Raw genomic sequence first — 16,766 nt, forward strand, 5'->3', positions numbered from 1 at the left:
TTCCACTTTCCCTTCAGGCGCGGAAGCTTGCTGACCAATCGAAGAGTGCGGCGTTCTACTTCTTGGTCTCCGGATTATAGGATTGCCTGAATGGGTTGACCAAAACGAAATTCGCCACCCCCAACCTCAGCATCTGCGTCGCCAGGTTCGTACTCCAGGAAATGCGCCACTTCCTTCAGAACATCTTCTGGCCTCCTGGTTCTGGTAGACTTGGTAGAGTTGGAATACTGCAGCTCTCTTGCATACCAGTCGTCCGAGTATTCCGCCTCAAGCAAGAGGTTTTCGAGGTGAACGATGGTCTCTGGAAAGACTTCGTTTGGCGCCGAGACCGTGAGCATCAGACTACGGCGACTTGTTTCGACGTAATGCTTGATCCCTTTCAACTGCTTGTACTCAGCAATTTTGTAGGAAGAACGGCTTGATGTTCCTCCAGAAATTACACTTGAGAGACCTGCACGCAATGCGGCCACCCGGTCTATCGTCGGTCGATCTATCGGCCAAACCAAGGTGAGCTCAGAAATGCCGTTTTCCAGAGGCATCAGATAGGCAAAATTTGCATCACCGGTCGTTGCGATCAGCTCCGCACGGACCTGCTGCGCTGACAGCAGGCTGAGAACCAATAAGAGAGAGGAAATGAACCGGCTTTTTAATGTCTGCATGTTACTCTGCTTTTTCGGCCAACACGACCGAAGTGGCTGATGGCTTGATGACCTTTTCGGCAAAATCAATAACGTCCTGATCTGTCGTATCGTTCAAGATGTCGACAAATACAGTCGGTGTGAGAGGGGGGAAACCATCAGAAGCCACATTCGACAGGAATGATAGAAACTCTGTGGGCCGGCGCGCGGCATTTCTGGATCCAACGACCTGCATCCGGCGCGCTTGATTGATTTCATCCCTTGTGATCGGTTCGTTCAACAAATTGGCCAGAGTTTCTGTCAGATGGTTATGCGCCGCGTCCAAGCTGAAGCCGGGCATTAGGTGCAAATCTATGGTAAGTTCCAGATCAGCATTTTTGGCAAAAAACCAGTCAGCGTCGACGCTGAAAACGCGCTCGTCTTGATAGTACAGGGCCTTGTAAAGCCTTTCGTTCAAAACATCGGTGGCGATAAAAAATGCGCCCTGCATATCGATGCTGGTTGATCGATCTTCGAAGTCCACGCATTTCGCAAACTGGATTGTGTCATGCGCCAACTTGTCCGACCGAATGCGTTCAACAAACCGAACCTCAGGGTCTGGTTTGTCGTCTAACCAGCGTTTTTGAGGGGCCTCAGAAGGTTCGGTGTCCTCAAATATACGAGCAACGAGTTCTTCAGCTTTACTAGGTTCAATTTGTCCCGACACGATTAACGTCACATTGGACGGCGTATAGTGAGTTTTGTGAAACTGATAGGCCTTCTCAAGGTTCAATTGCGGAAGATCTTCAATGGTGTTGTCTGCACGGCCGCGCAAAGTGCCGTAGAGGTTTTGAAGTGCAATTCTTCTGAGCCAACGAAGCGGAGACTGCCTTTCACGAAGAAATGTTTCACGCTGCACGATATCAATTTCGCTTTCCGCAAATCCTTCTGGCAGCGATGGCGTGTCAAGGACTGCCCGAGACAGCTGCAGCAACATTTCTATGTCAGAAGGTACGCCGGAATTCGTGTACACCGTTGATACGTTATGCGTTGTCGCGTAGATATCGCGCCCTCGGGGCTTTCTAAGTATTGTGGCGTCCGCTGAAAACGCGGCCAGATGCTCAGCTAGATGAGCTGTACCGGATGGTTCTGGATCATCATACGCCCCCGATAGAACAATTAGCTGCACGTCCACACGGTCGAAGTCATCCCTCGGAACCACATAGGCTGCGTATAATCCGCCTTTCTCAGAAAGAGGGGTGACGCCTTGAGCATGAGCAGTTCCAGCAAACACCAAGAGGACAAGCGAAAAAAACAATACGACTGTGCGCATCATAATCCTTTAAATTATGTCACTTAGTCCAAAAAAAAATCCGTCATCAGGCGTTTAACGAATGCGACAGTGATTTACTAAATGCTTGTGGGATACGAGCTGCTATTTCAAGCCGCCAATTGAAAACTTGCCGAAATGTGTTCGACACGAGACTAAATACGCGCGGAACTCGCACCTCAGCTCTCTATGGAGAGATCACCCAAAAGTAATACATCGTAGAGCAGCAGCGAGTGACAGTTATCCTCCAGAGATCAAGAGGGAAGCGTCTGCTTTGCCCGGCGATCCAGCTCTCAGTAGGTTCTGTACAGCATCACGCGTGCATCTAGGAGCGGCAGAAGCGCACGCGCGAGATCTGGATGCCTCGATCAATGGTATGACCCGTTCGTCGAAAGACCCCTGATCAACATGCGACGGCAATTGCTGGCCGAAGACCCTGAACAAGCCGCGGACTTCGTTGGTCAAATCGATGCATTTCCTTTGAACAGCCGTGCGGCTTCTCAGTAGTGTTCTTAGCGCGTGTGCCTTGCGGCTCTTGATGAAAAATTTACAGAATCAATTAGATCGCAACACCTGTGCAATCCCTCGCGCATCCGTTTTGTCGGTCTTGTTACGTATCGCCGAACGAGTCGCGTTCACTTGCCGTGCTTCCATCCAGACCACATCAAGACCAGCGGCCCGAAGCCCATGACACAGGTGCCGGCTCATTGAAGCAAAACCAAATTCAATCCGACACTGACTGGCAGACCCATCAATTTGGTTAGCCCAAATACCCATGCTTCGTCCCGCAAGCTGACATTAGCCAAAAAGCTATTCGACAGTGCCGGCGTGACCCTGCAACTCCGCCGCAGGAGAAAACCTGCCTATACGTCAACTTTCGAATTGAGACCTATTGTACGCCGCCCCGCAATACCTAGCTAAAGTATGCGGAGGGAGAGAGCTGCAAACCACTAAGAAAACGGTCAGGCACCGCGCTGAATGACTTTGGCGCGTCTCGGGTAAGCTGTGCCTGACGCATGAGGGATGGCCAAAAAAACGCCATTACAGGAGAACACAATGGTCGAACTTGCACAGGGAACATGGGTTGTCATCGCCGACGGGGAAAAGGCGCTGTTCATGGAGAATATCACCGACGCTGAAGATCCCAATCTGGTTGTCGTATCCGTAGAAGAAAGCGACGGACCAAGGACCAAGCCCTCGGACCGGGCCGGTCGTCGTTTTGACACGGCGCCACATCAGAAATCGGCCGTGGAAGAGAGCAAATGGAAAACCCATGCGAAATCCCTGTTCGTGCAGGATGTCGCCAACCTGTTAAACCGTAAGGGTTTAAAAGGGGCCTATAAACGATTGGTCCTGGTAGCCAGCCCGCATGTTCTGGGGTTGTTGCGTCGGCGGTTGCACAGCGAAGTGCTGGGTAAAGTGGTTGCCGAGGTCGATAAAACTCTGACCAATCATCCGATGCATAAGGTCGAACAGGTGCTGCGACAGCGCCTTGCTCCGGCGACTTGAATTTGGCGATGGCAAACGGGCGGTTCTGGCCGCCCGTACATCTGTCAGCCTAAGTCAGAACTTTCCTGAGCGTTGACATTGCAGCCTTCGGGCCATCGACCCAAGTGATGAAATCCGACAGCGATGCGTCTGCAAAGCCTTGGCCGATGACCTGTTGCAACAGCTCGTGCAGCGTATCCCAATAGCCATCCACATTCATGACCAGAATGGGCTTTTCGTGCAGGCCCAGCTGCCGCCAGGTGAGCGCCTCGAACAACTCATCCAGCGACCCCGGGCCGCCGGGCAGGACAATAACCGCATCGGCGTTCATGATCATGACCTTCTTGCGCTCGTGCATCGTCTCGGTGACCACGAAACGGGTCAGGTCCGTCTTGCCGACTTCGCGTTGCAGAAGGTGCACGGGGATGACGCCGAACGTGTCACCACCAGCGGCTTGCGCAGCTCGCGCGACCTCGCCCATTAGCCCCACATCCCCGGCCCCGTAGACCAGCCGCCAGCCTTCTTTGGCCAAAAGGGTTCCAAAGTGTTGCGCCGCGTCGGAATAGGCCGGATTCGCGCCATTTCGTGACCCGCAATACACACAGACAGATTTCTGAGACATGGGTTGGCTTCTCCGGGCTTGTATATGGTGTTTTGACCCGTGATAGCGGGATTGATAGATTGGCTCAACCGTTAGGCAGAATGTGTTTTGCTCAAAGCACTTGCGCTGCGGAGCGAAAGGAAAAGAATGAACTCCAAGTCGGGAAGCGAAAGCTCCGGTACTTTCATCTGGGGGGTGATAGCCGGCATCGTTGCATTAGTCGGGGCGGGCGGGTTGTACCTGTCCGGCGTCTTCGGGACGGGTCCTCAGGAAGCTTCACCGCAGCAAGACACCTCTGTCCAAACCACGGAAGAGGCCAGTTCGGTTTCCACACCGTCCGAGGATCAGAGCACAGCAATTGAGGAACCGGAAACCGCTGATCCGTCTGAATCCGCGACCGCACCGGCGACGGAAACGGCTGAGGCTGACCCGGGTGTCGCGCCACCGACTCTGGACCAGATCTTTGTTGAGCCGGACGGCAATACCGTTCTTTCTGGCAATGCAGAGCCAGGCACGGATGTTCGTGTCCTGCTGGATGGTGAGCAAGTGCACAGCTTTACCGTCGATAACACCGGTCAGTTTGCCGAGTTCCTTTCGATTCCATTTTCAGACGATGCGCGCGGGCTTACGTTGGAAACTGCGGGCCAGGATCAACCCGTTCGTTCGGACGACTATTTGATTGCAGCCTTGCCTGAACCTGAACCTGAACCTGAACCGACGACCGAGCAGGTCGCCGCTGCCGAAACGGGTGACGCTGCGCCCTCCGGCGACGAAACAGCAGGGGCACAAGACACACCCTCGTCAGAGCCAACAGATGAAACGACGACCGGGGATGTCGAAACGGCGGATGCGCCCGCAGAACCGTCTGCGGATCAACCCCAGGAGACGGCACAAGAAACCGCTGAAGAAGGCGATGAAAATCAACAAGTTGCCATTCTGCGTTCCGGCGAGGACGGGGTTGAGTTGGTTCAGTCTCCAACCGCCGAACCCGACGCCTCGGACGAGGTGGCTTTGGACACGATCGGCTATTCCGACGTTGGCGACGTAGAGCTTACCGGCCGGGTCCCGGACGGGTCTGCGGTGCGACTGTATCTGGATAACCAGCTTGTTGATGATCTGTCGCCGGTTGATGATGGTAAATGGCGCAGCGAACTCGAGGGAATTGATCCCGGTATATATACATTGCGCGTCGATGAAATCGCCTCGGATGGTACAGTGGTCAGCCGCCTGGAAACCCCGTTCAAGCGCGAACCGCTAGAGGTGCTGCGCGCGGCAGAGGCCAGTGATGAGCCCGAGGGCGAACCAGATACGCCCCCGATCCGCGCGGTCACCGTGCAGGAAGGCGACACGCTTTGGGCCATTTCGCGCGACCGGTTCGGTGATGGTATCCTGTACGTGAAACTGTTCGAGGCCAACCGCGGCGCGATCCGCGATCCTGACCTGATTTATCCCGGTCAGATATTCACCATCCCGGAATAAACTATTGCCGCTGGCCCTCGGTGGGCCGGCGGTCTATCTCTGACCGCAGATCAGGTACGTGATGAGACGAGCAGCGCCAATGACATCAGCCGATACGCCCACGTCCGACGAACGCAGCTCTGGCTGGCGCACGATCCGGAAAGTTGCGCCCTATATGTGGCCCGAGGACGAGCCTTGGGTAAAACGACGCGTCGTTCTGGCCATGGGCATGCTTGTTTTGGCCAAGCTTATCGCGGTCTATACTCCGATCCTTTACAAGGGCGCAGTTGATAGTTTGGCGGGTGAGGGCGTACCGCCGCTTGCGTTGGGTGCTATTGGTCTGACGGTGGCTTATGGCGTCGCGCGGATGATGACCGTCGGCTTCCAGCAGCTTCGCGATGCGGCCTTTGCTCCGGTGGGGCAGCGGGCCTTGCGCGCGCTGGCGTTGGAGACGTTCCAGCATATCCACCAACTATCCATGCGTTACCACGTGACGCGTCGCACCGGAGGGCTTAGCCGGATTATCGAGCGTGGTGTGAAAGGCGTGGAATTCCTGTTGCGCTTTTTGCTGTTTTCGATTGGTCCGCTGATCCTGGAACTGCTGTTGGTCGCGATCATCCTGATGTGGCTGTTCGACGTCTGGTATCTGGTTGTCGTTGCTGTCACCATCGCGCTGTACATCTGGTTCACCTTTGCGGTGACGGAATGGCGCGTGAAGTTGCGCCGCGAAATGAACGATCAGGATACTGAGGCCAATCAACGTGCCATCGACAGCCTGCTGAACTTTGAAACCGTCAAGTATTTCAATGCTGAATCGCGCGAGGCGGCACGGTATGATGTGTCGATGAAGGCCTATGCCGGGGCTGCGCTTAAAACGGCGTATTCGCTGGCCTTCCTGAATTTCGGTCAGTCCCTTCTGATCACTTGCGGGCTGATCGGCGTGATGGTTCTGGCGGCCATGGGGGTGCAACAGGGAACGCTGACCGTCGGCGATTTCGTCATGGTCAACGCCTATATGATCCAGATCACCGTGCCGCTGAACTTTCTGGGCACTGTCTACCGGGAAATCCGCCAATCGCTGGTGGATATGGGGCAGATGTTCGACTTGCTGGAACAACCGACCGAGGTGCAGGACAAGCCCGGCGCGCCAGATCTGGTGGTCAGTGGTGGTGAGGTGGCATTGGACAATGTGCGCTTTGGTTATGATGCGGACCGCGAGATCCTCAAAGGTGTGTCGCTGACGGTACCTGCTGGCCAGACTGTTGCAATTGTCGGTGCCACAGGTTCGGGTAAGTCGACGATAGGCCGCTTGCTGTTCCGGTTCTACGATGTCACCGGGGGCGCGTTGAAGATCGACGGGCAGGACGTGCGCGACGTGACCCTGAACAGCCTGCACGCAGCCATCGGCGTCGTGCCGCAGGACACAGTGCTGTTTAATGATACCATCCGCTACAACATCGCTTATGGCCGGGACGGGGCCACTCAGGAAGATGTCGAAGCTGCTGCCAAAGCTGCGCAGATCCACGACTTTATCGTGACCTTGCCAGAAGGCTATGACACCAAGGTTGGAGAGCGGGGTCTGAAGCTGTCGGGTGGCGAGAAACAACGGGTGGGCATTGCGCGTACCCTGCTGAAGAACCCGCCGATCCTGCTGTTGGATGAGGCGACCTCGGCGCTGGACACAGATACCGAACAGGACATCAAGGACGCATTGGCGCGGGCTGGTGAGGGACGGACCGTGCTGACGATCGCGCACCGCCTGAGCACCATTGCCGAAGCGGACCGCATTGTTGTTCTGGAACGCGGAGAAATCCTTGAACAAGGCACCCATGACCAGCTTTTGCAGCGCGAGGGCCGTTACGCGCAGCTCTGGAGTCGCCAGCAAGCGGACGCGGCCTGATCCGGTCACAGGGGTATTTCAGGAGACCAGGCAGAACAGCGCAGCAAAAATGCGTTCATTCCTCCAAGTTTAATTTGACGTTCATTTTCCTTGGTGACAAATCACCTAAAGACACGGTGCCAGGTTCTTTGGCCGGACCTTAACTAAAGGAATATCTAATGAAAATGCGTGCAGCAGCAGCCTTGGCCGCAACTGTTCTTACGGCGACTTCGGCATTTGCCGAGGATCTTGAATTTCTGGTTGTGAATGAATCCAGCGCGGATCTGGTCGAGTTCAATGTCTCGCCTGGGTCTTCCGGCAGCTGGGAGGGAAACCTGCTGAGCGGTGGCTATGTCGCGCCCGATTATGAAATCGATGTTGTCATCGCGGATGGCCTGACCACATGTGTCTACGATATTCGGGGGGCGTTCGACGATGGGTCGTCGGCTGAAGACTTCGGTCTAAACCTGTGTGATTTGGGTGAATATGTATTCACCGACTAAGTCTTAGAGACTAAGTCCTGGCGAAGAAAAATGGCGAACCTTGCGGTTCGCCATTTGCATTACTCGGCCGCCTTTAGGGGTGACGTTGGCGGGTGATCGGGACGCTCATCCTTGTCTGCATCCGGTGCGGGCGCGGTCGGCGTCTCATCCCCCCAGACAACCTCGGTGGCCTGTACCTGACGGGCAGCATGACCAACCGCCATATCCTGAGCGATTTGGCTGGAACGACCTGCAGTGGCCCGTGCCAGCGCCTTGGCCAGCCATACCGCATAGGTGGTGACCCACACCCGCAGCGCCAGGAACGATGGCGTCACGATCAGGGTCAGCACCGTTGCAATACCCAGCCCGAACACAACCGCCGTAGCCAGCTGTTTCCACCACAGCGCAGTTGGGCTGTCGATGGAGTAGCCGCCATTGATGAAGTCCAGCGACAATCCGAACATCATCGGCGTCAAACCGGCCATCGTGGTCAGGGTGGTCAGCAGAACCGGGCGGATACGCGCCTCTGCCGTGCGGATGATCGCTTCGATCCGGGGCATATACCGGCTGTATTCCTGATAGGTATCGATCAGAACAATGTTGTTGTTCACCACGATCCCCGCCAAGGCCACAATCCCTGTCCCGGTCATGATGATCGAGAAAGGCTGCTGCATGACCATCATCCCGATCAAAACGCCGGTGGTCGAAAGCACAACGGCCAGCAGAACCAGCACCGAGTTGTAGAATGAGTTGAACTGCGCCAGCAGGATCACAAACATCAGGCCTAAAGCAGCCAAGAAAGCGCTGGACAGGAAAGCCTGGCTTTCTGCCTGATCTTCCTGATCGCCGGTCCATTCCCAACTGACGGTGCTGCCGAAGGGATTGGTTTCAAGCCACTCGGTCAGCACTGCAATGCGTTCGTTGGCATTGATCAGGCTAATCCGGGCGTTTCCAGATTCCAGATCGGCGCGCACTGCATCGACATCTCCCGCACCCGTCAACATGACAAGCTCGAAATTGTTGCCGGTCGGTCCAGTGATGATCGCGCCTGTGGGTTCTGTACCTTCCACGACGCCGCTCACAACTGCCAGCCGCTGTTCCGTGCCGTCCGCATTATCTATCACAACTTTGCTCAGACCCGGCTCAACGTCGGCCTTCACATCGTAATAGCGCTGCTGGTTGATCCGGTTGATCTCGGCCAGTTTGGCCACTGGCTTGCGGGTGACAAAGTTCGACAAAGGCACTAGCCCATCAGGCGTTCGCACTTTGAGCGTATCCAGTGTCGACAAAACCCGATCTTCGTCGGGCAGGCGAACGCGGATTTCGATTTCCTCGTCCACGCTGTCGGGGCGCATTTCGCCCAGCAGCAGCCCGCGCGTGACCAGTTGCACCATCGCGCCGACGGTTGCCACATCCGCGCCGAAACGACCCGCTTTGGCAACATCCACGTCGATCTGCCAGTCGATGCCGGGCAAGGGCAGGGTGTCTTCGATCTTGATCAGGCCGGGTGTTTCATCGAACATCTTTCGGGCCGCAACAGTGGCTGAGTTCAGTTCTTCCCAGCCGTCCGCCTTGATGCGCAGATGAACGGGCTTGGCCGAGGCCGGGCCTTGTTCCAGCGGTAGGATTTCGACGATGAAGCCCGGAATCTTTGCAAGTTCGGCGTTCAACTGATCGAGCACGAAGTCACCGTCATATTCCGGGGCAACCGTTTCACGGTCGATCAACCCGCCGAAGATCGGTTCGGACACGTTGGGCCGGTCTTCCCACGGGATGATTTCGAACTGGACGCGACCGACAGTGTCTGCCGGTGCTTGCGCACCTCCATTGTTTTGGTTGAGCCCGCCTTCTCCGGCAAAGGAAAACACGTTCACGACTGCGGGGTGCGCGCTGATAATTTCTTCGGCCGCCAGTACCATCTGGTCCTTTTCGATCAGCGATATGTTGCCACGTGCACGAACATAGGCCGTGGCTTGCTCGGGTTCGCTTTCGACGAAGAACTCTACGCCCCGGTTATTGTTCCCAAATGCGGTCATGACTGACATCACAGCGAAGCCAATGACGACAATCGAAACAATCGGCATGATCGGGTTGCCGACCAGGAACTTGATGACATAGCCAAAGGGTGTGTGTTCGCGCGCCGTATGCACATGCTGATCGGGCGCGCGTTCGATTTTCGCGGCACTCAACGTAACAGAACCAGCAAATGCTCCGAAAATAAACAGGAAGGCACCAAGCAGAACTGCTCCGAATGCGCCTTCGGGCAACAGATAGGTCGGATTCAGCAGTTGCATCGCACCAAGGAAGATCAGGTACAGCGATGGCGGCACCATAACCGCACGAACCCACCACCGGGTGCGTGCGCGCAGCCAGTCGGATGTGCGGTCAAAGACGCGGCTCAGGCGGCCTGAAACACCACCCATGACAGGCAGATAGATCAGTGCAACGATCAACGAAGCGGACAGAACGAAGATCAGCGTGACAGGCAGCATGCCCATGAATTCACCCGGGACACCCGGCCAAAACAGCATGGGCAGGAAGGCACATAGGGTTGTGGCCGTGGATGACACGATAGGCCAGAACATACGCTGCGCAGCCTCGACATAGGCGTGCATCGGGCCAACGCCCTCTTTAATGCGCCGGTCAGCGTATTCCACGACAACAATGGCCCCGTCGACGAGCATACCCACTGCAAGGATCAGGCCGAACATCACGATGTTCGAGATGCTGATGCCCATGACTGCCAGGAAGGCGAAACACAGCAGGAATGAGGTCGGGATCGCAAAACCCACCAGCAATGCCGCGCGTGTGCCCAAAGAGGCCAGAACAACGATCATCACCAGTGCGATGGCCGTCAGAACCGAGCCTTCGAGCTGGCTGACCATCGAACCGACGATGCGGCTTTGGTCGTTCGAGGTGCCCAGCTGGATTGCGGCCTGCATCTCGGGCGGCCATTTGGCCTGCGCAGCGGCAATGGTTTGTTTCACACCCTCGACTGTGTCGATCAGGTTGTAGCCCTTGCGCTTGACCACCTGCAACGCGACGGTTTGTTCGCCGTTGAAACGGGCAGTGCCTTCGCGGTCCTCAAAGGTATAGTTGATCTGCGCCAATTCCCCCAGGGTGACGACCCGGTCGCCATTCACTTTGACCGGCAGGCCATAAACATCCTGCGCGGTTTTGAAGGAAGAGGGGATCTTGACCGAGAATGTGCCCTGTGCGGTTTCGACCTCACCGGCAGCGATCAGCTGATTGTTGTTACGCACAACGTCGATAAGCTCGGCGGCGGTGACGTTGTATGCCTCAAGCCGAAGAGGGTCGATAATGACCTCAAGCAATTCGTCGCGGTTGCCCGCGATACCGGCTTCGAGCACCGAATCCATCGCCTCAAGGTCGTCCTGCAACGCCTTGGCGACTCGCGCCATAGTGCGCTCGGGGACTGCACCCGTCAGGTTGACGATAACGATTGGGAACTCTGAGAAATTGATCTCGGTCAGCGAGTATTGCTCGGCTCCGTCGGGGAATTCGGCCTGCGCGCTGTTCATCGCGTCGCGCACATCAGCCATGATCGCGGTCTTGTCCCAGCCGAAATCGAACTCCAGCGCCACGCCCGCATACCCTTCGGCGGCGGTCGAGGTCATCTCTTTCAGCCCATCTAGGTCAGCAAGTTCGGTCTCCATTGGTTTGACCAACAGATTTTCCGAGTCCTCGGCTGAGATGCCCGGAAACTGAACCGAGACAAACAGGGCAGGGATTTCAATGTCGGGCTCGCCTTCTTTCGGCAGGCTGACATAGGCAAAGCCGCCAACCACCAATGAGATGGCGATGAAGGCCAGAACCATTCTGGCCCGGCCGGCGGCCCAACTGACGATTCCAGTCATTTCGAAGCTTCCCGATATGTGGGTTCAACTGTGACGCCGCGGGTCACGAACTCTTGCCCGATGACGATCACGTCCAATGTTTCGGGCAGGCCGCCGACCCAAACGCCTTCGGCTGAATCACGCAGAAGAACGACGGGCTGGAAATCGACCACGTTGCTCTGGCCAATGGTGCGGACACCGAGTTGACCGTTATTGCTCAGGGTCAGTGCCGATTGCGGCAGGAAATGCGCCTTGGCCCCGGCGGCCGAAATGCGGATGTCGGCGGTTTGGCCGTCCCGAATGGCCAGTTCCGGGTTCGGAACAGTGATTTCGACCTCGAACGTGCGGGTTGTTTCATCGGCCGAGCGGCTCAGGAATGTCACACGACCAGAAACCTGCAGGCCAGTGACCAACTGCGCCGTGGCTTCGGTTCCGACGATGATGCGGTTAACCTCGGTTTCTGGCACAAAACCCACCAGCTTGATCGGGTCCAGTTGGATAACGGTCGCGCATAGCGCACCGGGCTGCATCAAGCTGCCCAATTCTGCGGTATCGCTTTCCAACAATCCCTTGAAGGGTGCTGTGATCGTCTGGCGATCGATTTCGCGTTCCGCGGCTTTGACCTCGGCAGTTGCGGCTTCGATCCCGGCGCGGGTGGCCTCAAGACCGGCTTCGGCGGTCTTGATACCGGCCTCGGCGGTTCTCATCGCCGCCTCGCTTGAGATTCTGCGTGTCTCAGATCCAAACCCGGAGTCGGACAGTTTATTCGCAGCCGTCAGGTTGATCTCGGCCTCGGCGACACGCGCATGTGCCTCTTCCAGGCGGGCTTCGGCTTCTGGAATGCGGCTTTCCGCCTCTAACTTGGCAGCCTTCGCTTCGGCCAAACTGGCGGGGCGGGTGCCTGGGTCAAGCTCGCACAGAAGATCGCCGGCTTCGACAAACGTGCCTTTGCGCTTGGGTTCTGAGATGACCGTCGATGTGGTTTCGGCCAGAACTTCGACCTGGCGATTGGCCTTGGTCTGGCCCCGCAACAACACGGCGCTGTCAATTTCACGTGCAGTTGACCTAACGGCAACGACGCCAATCGTCGCCTGATCCACGTCCACGACTTCGCCAGATTCGCTGGCAACCTCAGGGCTGGCCTCGGCTTCCGCGCGCCCGGCGAAAGAGAACAGGCTGTCCCGTTCGAAAACCAAAAAAAACAAAACAACAATAACCAAAGCGGCGTTTGCTAATGAAATCAATCGCATGCAGGACTACTCCCAGAATTCTGCGCCACATTTTTTTTGCGGTCATGCTAGAAAGTGGGGACGATTATGTATCGTTTCCACACTAAACTGAATAGTTCGGTTTATTTTTTTCTACAAGAGGGCAGGCCACGGGTTGGATTGTAAAAAATCGGGCTCTTGGCTTGGCGATTGCGCCGGGGTATGACATGGCGCCATACACCAAGGATGCAGCCCCGGAGGGCAGGGATGAGCGACGTCGACAGTTTTATTGATGAGGTGACCGAAGAGGTACGCCGGGACCGCCTGTTCTTGCTATTGCGCAGATGGGGTTGGGTCGGTGTGCTTGTGGTTGTCCTGATCGTGGGCGGTGCTGCGTTCAATGAAGTCCGCAAGTCGCGCGCAACCAGTCAGGCGCAGGATTTGGGTGATTCAATCCTGGCGGCGCTGGCACAGAATCAGTCGGATGACCGTGCAGCCAGTCTTGCCGCTGTCGAAACGCAATCGCCGGGTGGGGATGCGGTTCTTAACATGCTGTTGTCGGCTTCTCAGATTGAGGCCGGATCGGAGCAGGATGCGGTTGCCAGCCTGAATGCCATTACGTCCCAAGGGGATCTGCCGGAAATCTACCGCGCGATCGCGGCTTTTAAGGCGCTGCTGCTGCAGAGCGACACTTTGCCCGCAGCCGATCGTCGTCTTCAGTTCGAAGCGCTGGCCGCGCCGGGCGCTCCGCTGCGGTTGCTTGCCGAAGAACAATTGGCCCTGATTGATGTGTCCGAGGGCAATGTTGACGCGGCCATCACGCGGCTTCAAGCTTTGCGTCAGGACGCTGAGGTTGGCGTGGATTTGCAACAGCGTGCGGCTCAGTTGATTGTAGCACTGGGTGGCGAACCAGAGCCGCTGATCGCCCAACAGGGCTGATCTGGTGGCGGCAGGAAAACTTACAGGCGAGTTCGGAATATCATGGTAGCAAGTCTATTCTCCCGTATTGGATTGCCGATGGCAGCCCTTTCATTGACCTTGGTCGCCGCCTGTCGGGAACCCGAGGTTATCTTGCCGGGACCGCGGGAAGATATCCGACCTGCTGCCGATACCGAAACGGTGGAAACCCGCGGCTCAAAACCGATCAGCCTTCCGGCGCAAAGAGCCAACGCGAGTTGGCCGCAAAGCCCGGGCACGGCCGCGTTCCGGACGACCAATGCACAGTTGCGCGCAACACCGCAGCGCATTTGGTCCGCTTCAATCGGACAGGGTGACTCGCGCAAGCAGCGGATCACGGCTGATCCCGTTGTTGCGGGCGGGTTGATCTATACGCTTGATGCCGGCGCAACGGTGTCTGCCGTGTCGCCGCAAGGGCAGGTCGTTTGGAACACCGATCTTATTCCGCCAAGTGATGGCGACTCGGATGCCACGGGTGGCGGCATGGCCTATGACAACGGTGTGCTTTATGTGTCTTCCGGATACGGCCGCCTGACAGCGCTGGATGCCAAAACCGGTGCAGTTCGTTGGCAGAAAAGGTTGAACGCGACCGGCAGCGGCGCGCCTTTGGTCAGCAACGGTCTGCTGTATCTGGTGGCTGGTGACGAAACTGGCTGGGCGGTCAACACCAAGGACGGCCGCATTGCCTGGCAAATTCAGGGCACCCCAAGCGTTGGAAACGTTCTGGGTGCGCCGGCGCCAGTGATAGCATCAGATTTTTCCGTGTTCGCCTTTGGCTCGGGTGATGTCGCAGCGACCTTCCGTCGTGGGGGTATTCGCCGCTGGAACGCATCAGTGGCCGGGGGACGTCGCGGACGTGCGGCGGCGCAGATCGTTGATGTGACCGGCGGACCGATGGTGGTGGGTGATAAAATCTATATCGGCAACCATTCCGGGCGCACGGTCGCGTTTGACGCCAATTCGGGCGAACGGATGTGGACCGCGGACGAAGGGGCCGTCGATACGGTCTGGGCCGCTGGCAACAGCATTTTCCTGATCAGTGATCGCAGCCAACTGGTCCGATTAGACGCCGCGACCGGAGCGATTGTTTGGGCGCAGGACCTGCCGGGTTTTGTCAAGGATAAGCCGGGACGCCGGGGGGCGGTCTACGCGCATTATGGTCCGATCATGGCGGGTGGGCGCATCGTCATCGCCTCGAACGATGGCTATGTTCGGTTCTTCAGCCCTGTTGACGGAGCACTGGTGAACCGTGTCGAAGTGCCAGGTGGCGCGACCACGGCACCGGTTGTGGCGGGCCAAACACTGTACGTCGTGTCGACCAAAGGTGATTTGCACGCTTTCCGTTGACCACAAGATGCGCTAAAGGGCGCGTCTGAGTCTTGAAAGTTGAGTATCATGTCGCTGACCCTCGCCATCGTGGGGCGCCCGAATGTGGGCAAATCCACCCTGTTCAATCGCCTTGTGGGCAAACGTCTGGCTTTGGTCGACGACCAGCCCGGCGTGACGCGCGACCTGCGCGAAGGCCAAGGGCGTCTGGGGGATCTGCGCTTTACCGTGATCGACACTGCGGGGCTTGAGGACGCGACCGACGACAGCCTTGAGGGCCGCATGCGCCGCCTGACCGAGCGTGCGGTGGACATGGCAGATGTCTGTCTGTTCATGATTGACGCGCGCGTTGGGGTCACGCCGACCGACGAACTGTTTGCCGAGATTCTGCGCAAACGTTCCAAACACGTGATCCTCGCGGCCAACAAGGCCGAAGGAAACGCAGCGGATGCGGGTGTGCTTGAAGCCTATAACCTTGGCCTGGGTGAGCCGGTGCGCCTGTCGGGCGAGCATGGCGAGGGAATGACCGATCTTTATTCCCAGCTTATGCCATTGGCCGATGCCGCTGAGGAAAAGGCGGTCGAGGATGCACCGGAAACCGATATCGAACTGGATGAGGACGGCGAGGGCGAGACGCCCCTGATCAGCGCTGAAAAGCCGTTGCAGGTGGCAGTTGTTGGCCGCCCGAATGCCGGTAAATCCACATTGATCAACAAGATCATTGGCGAAGACCGCCTACTGACCGGGCCAGAGGCCGGTATTACGCGCGATGCCATCAGTCTGCGGATCGATTGGGCCGACCCGGACGGAGACAGCACACCGATGCGTATCTTTGATACCGCCGGTATGCGCAAAAAAGCCAAGGTGCAGGAAAAGCTTGAAAAGCTTTCAGTCTCGGATGGTCTGCGTGCCGTGAAATTTGCCGAAGTGGTGGTGGTTCTGCTGGATGCGGCCATTCCCTTCGAACAGCAGGACCTGCGTATTGCCGATCTGGCCGAGCGCGAGGGTCGTGCCGTTGTTGTCGCCATCAACAAATGGGACATCGAAGAAGATAAACAGGAAAAGCTGCGGGATCTGAAAGAGTCGTTCGAGCGCTTGCTGCCTCAATTGCGTGGCGCACCGCTGGTGACGGTCTCGGCAAAAACGGGCCGGGGGCTAGAGCGCCTGCGCGCCGCGATTCTGCGGGCCCATGACATTTGGAACCGCCGTGTGCCGACGGCCGCGCTGAACCGCTGGCTGACGGCCATGTTGGAACAGCACCCGCCGCCAGCCCCGCAAGGTCGCCGGATCAAGCTGCGTTACATGACACAGGCCAAAACCCGTCCGCCGGGCTTTGTTGTCATGTGTTCGCATCCTGACAAAATGCCAGCCAGTTACACCCGGTATCTGGTCAACGGTCTGCGCGAATCTTTTGACATGCCCGGTACTCCGATCCGCCTGACTTTGCGCGGACAGGGGGACAAGAACCCGTACAAGGGACGCCGTAAGAAAAACGCGGGTGCCTTGGCCAAACATCTCAAGGGTCGCGCGTAACTGCGCCAATTTTCAGCATTTTCGGCTGAG

At 57.2% G+C, this 16,766-nt stretch carries 13 protein-coding genes; 7 read left to right on the top strand and 6 right to left on the bottom strand.

The features are described 5' to 3' along the window. Positions 1 to 74: 74 nt before the first annotated feature. The 3 genes from AC2FFP_RS09535 to AC2FFP_RS09545 all read right to left on the bottom strand — a co-directional run bounded on the left by AC2FFP_RS09535 (position 75) and on the right by AC2FFP_RS09545 (position 2,724). Positions 75 to 659, bottom strand: coding sequence for a hypothetical protein (locus AC2FFP_RS09535; protein ID WP_496880975.1), 585 nt, complete (start codon positions 657 to 659; stop codon positions 75 to 77). A gap of 1 nt (position 660) precedes the next feature. Next, positions 661 to 1,953, bottom strand: coding sequence for a M16 family metallopeptidase (locus AC2FFP_RS09540; protein ID WP_496880976.1), 1,293 nt, complete (start codon positions 1,951 to 1,953; stop codon positions 661 to 663). A 549-nt stretch (positions 1,954 to 2,502) separates the two neighbouring features. Next, the gene (locus AC2FFP_RS09545) at positions 2,503 to 2,724 is read right to left on the bottom strand and encodes an IS110 family transposase (RefSeq protein WP_496844146.1); all 222 of its coding nucleotides are present in this window, start codon (positions 2,722 to 2,724) and stop codon (positions 2,503 to 2,505) included. Between the two features lie 279 nt (positions 2,725 to 3,003). Here AC2FFP_RS09545 and AC2FFP_RS09550 point away from each other — a divergent pair, with 279 nt between their 5' ends. Next, entirely contained in the window at positions 3,004 to 3,456 is a 453-nt protein-coding gene (locus AC2FFP_RS09550; protein WP_496844148.1) for a baeRF12 domain-containing protein, read from the top strand. Between the two features lie 49 nt (positions 3,457 to 3,505). Here the strand turns inward: AC2FFP_RS09550 and AC2FFP_RS09555 are convergent, their stop codons facing one another. Next, complete coding sequence (locus AC2FFP_RS09555; RefSeq protein ID WP_496844149.1) at positions 3,506 to 4,057, bottom strand: LOG family protein; 552 nt, start codon at positions 4,055 to 4,057, stop codon at positions 3,506 to 3,508. 126 nt (positions 4,058 to 4,183) lie between these two features. On the opposite strand from AC2FFP_RS09555, the gene AC2FFP_RS09560 reads away from it, so the two are divergent. From AC2FFP_RS09560 to AC2FFP_RS09570, 3 genes are all read left to right on the top strand, one after another. Beyond that, the gene (locus AC2FFP_RS09560) at positions 4,184 to 5,515 is read left to right on the top strand and encodes a LysM peptidoglycan-binding domain-containing protein (RefSeq protein ID WP_496880977.1); all 1,332 of its coding nucleotides are present in this window, start codon (positions 4,184 to 4,186) and stop codon (positions 5,513 to 5,515) included. 79 nt (positions 5,516 to 5,594) lie between these two features. Continuing rightward, on the top strand, positions 5,595 to 7,394 hold the full coding sequence (locus AC2FFP_RS09565) for an ABCB family ABC transporter ATP-binding protein/permease (RefSeq protein WP_496766937.1): 1,800 nt from the start codon (positions 5,595 to 5,597) through the stop codon (positions 7,392 to 7,394). Positions 7,395 to 7,552: 158 nt separating this feature from the next. After that, positions 7,553 to 7,876, top strand: coding sequence for a hypothetical protein (locus AC2FFP_RS09570; protein WP_496740465.1), 324 nt, complete (start codon positions 7,553 to 7,555; stop codon positions 7,874 to 7,876). A gap of 59 nt (positions 7,877 to 7,935) precedes the next feature. Here the strand turns inward: AC2FFP_RS09570 and AC2FFP_RS09575 are convergent, their stop codons facing one another. Together AC2FFP_RS09575 and AC2FFP_RS09580 are read right to left on the bottom strand one after the other, a co-directional pair. Beyond that, a complete protein-coding gene (locus AC2FFP_RS09575) occupies positions 7,936 to 11,733 on the bottom strand; it encodes an efflux RND transporter permease subunit (protein ID WP_496766938.1) in 3,798 nt (1,265 codons plus the stop codon). Next, positions 11,730 to 12,962, bottom strand: coding sequence for an efflux RND transporter periplasmic adaptor subunit (locus AC2FFP_RS09580; RefSeq protein WP_496844154.1), 1,233 nt, complete (start codon positions 12,960 to 12,962; stop codon positions 11,730 to 11,732). Before AC2FFP_RS09580 ends, AC2FFP_RS09575 begins: the two co-directional genes overlap by 4 nt. Positions 12,963 to 13,187: 225 nt before the next feature. Here AC2FFP_RS09580 and AC2FFP_RS09585 point away from each other — a divergent pair, with 225 nt between their 5' ends. The 3 genes from AC2FFP_RS09585 to der are packed head-to-tail and all read left to right on the top strand — an operon-like array spanning position 13,188 to position 16,736. Next, a complete protein-coding gene (locus AC2FFP_RS09585; protein WP_496782609.1) occupies positions 13,188 to 13,859 on the top strand; it encodes a hypothetical protein in 672 nt (223 codons plus the stop codon). Positions 13,860 to 13,901: 42 nt separating this feature from the next. Then, complete coding sequence (locus AC2FFP_RS09590; protein ID WP_496782611.1) at positions 13,902 to 15,224, top strand: PQQ-like beta-propeller repeat protein; 1,323 nt, start codon at positions 13,902 to 13,904, stop codon at positions 15,222 to 15,224. Positions 15,225 to 15,272: 48 nt separating this feature from the next. Next, the gene (gene der / locus AC2FFP_RS09595) at positions 15,273 to 16,736 is read left to right on the top strand and encodes a ribosome biogenesis GTPase Der (RefSeq protein WP_496740460.1); all 1,464 of its coding nucleotides are present in this window, start codon (positions 15,273 to 15,275) and stop codon (positions 16,734 to 16,736) included. The last annotated feature ends 30 nt before the right edge of the window (positions 16,737 to 16,766 follow it).

It is taken from the genome of Ruegeria sp. YTSC004 (assembly GCF_059609805.1).

Coding starts and splice junctions, on each gene's coding strand:
- AC2FFP_RS09570 (WP_496740465.1), top strand. CDS start 7,553: ATGAAAATGCGTGCAGCAGCAGCCTTGGCCGCAACTGTTCTTACGGCG.
- AC2FFP_RS09560 (WP_496880977.1), top strand. CDS start 4,184: ATGAACTCCAAGTCGGGAAGCGAAAGCTCCGGTACTTTCATCTGGGGG.
- AC2FFP_RS09565 (WP_496766937.1), top strand. CDS start 5,595: ATGACATCAGCCGATACGCCCACGTCCGACGAACGCAGCTCTGGCTGG.
- AC2FFP_RS09585 (WP_496782609.1), top strand. CDS start 13,188: ATGAGCGACGTCGACAGTTTTATTGATGAGGTGACCGAAGAGGTACGC.
- AC2FFP_RS09575 (WP_496766938.1), bottom strand. CDS start 11,733: ATGACTGGAATCGTCAGTTGGGCCGCCGGCCGGGCCAGAATGGTTCTG.
- AC2FFP_RS09535 (WP_496880975.1), bottom strand. CDS start 659: ATGCAGACATTAAAAAGCCGGTTCATTTCCTCTCTCTTATTGGTTCTC.
- AC2FFP_RS09555 (WP_496844149.1), bottom strand. CDS start 4,057: ATGTCTCAGAAATCTGTCTGTGTGTATTGCGGGTCACGAAATGGCGCG.
- AC2FFP_RS09545 (WP_496844146.1), bottom strand. CDS start 2,724: ATGGGTATTTGGGCTAACCAAATTGATGGGTCTGCCAGTCAGTGTCGG.
- AC2FFP_RS09540 (WP_496880976.1), bottom strand. CDS start 1,953: ATGATGCGCACAGTCGTATTGTTTTTTTCGCTTGTCCTCTTGGTGTTT.
- AC2FFP_RS09590 (WP_496782611.1), top strand. CDS start 13,902: ATGGTAGCAAGTCTATTCTCCCGTATTGGATTGCCGATGGCAGCCCTT.
- AC2FFP_RS09580 (WP_496844154.1), bottom strand. CDS start 12,962: ATGCGATTGATTTCATTAGCAAACGCCGCTTTGGTTATTGTTGTTTTG.
- AC2FFP_RS09550 (WP_496844148.1), top strand. CDS start 3,004: ATGGTCGAACTTGCACAGGGAACATGGGTTGTCATCGCCGACGGGGAA.
- der (WP_496740460.1), top strand. CDS start 15,273: ATGTCGCTGACCCTCGCCATCGTGGGGCGCCCGAATGTGGGCAAATCC.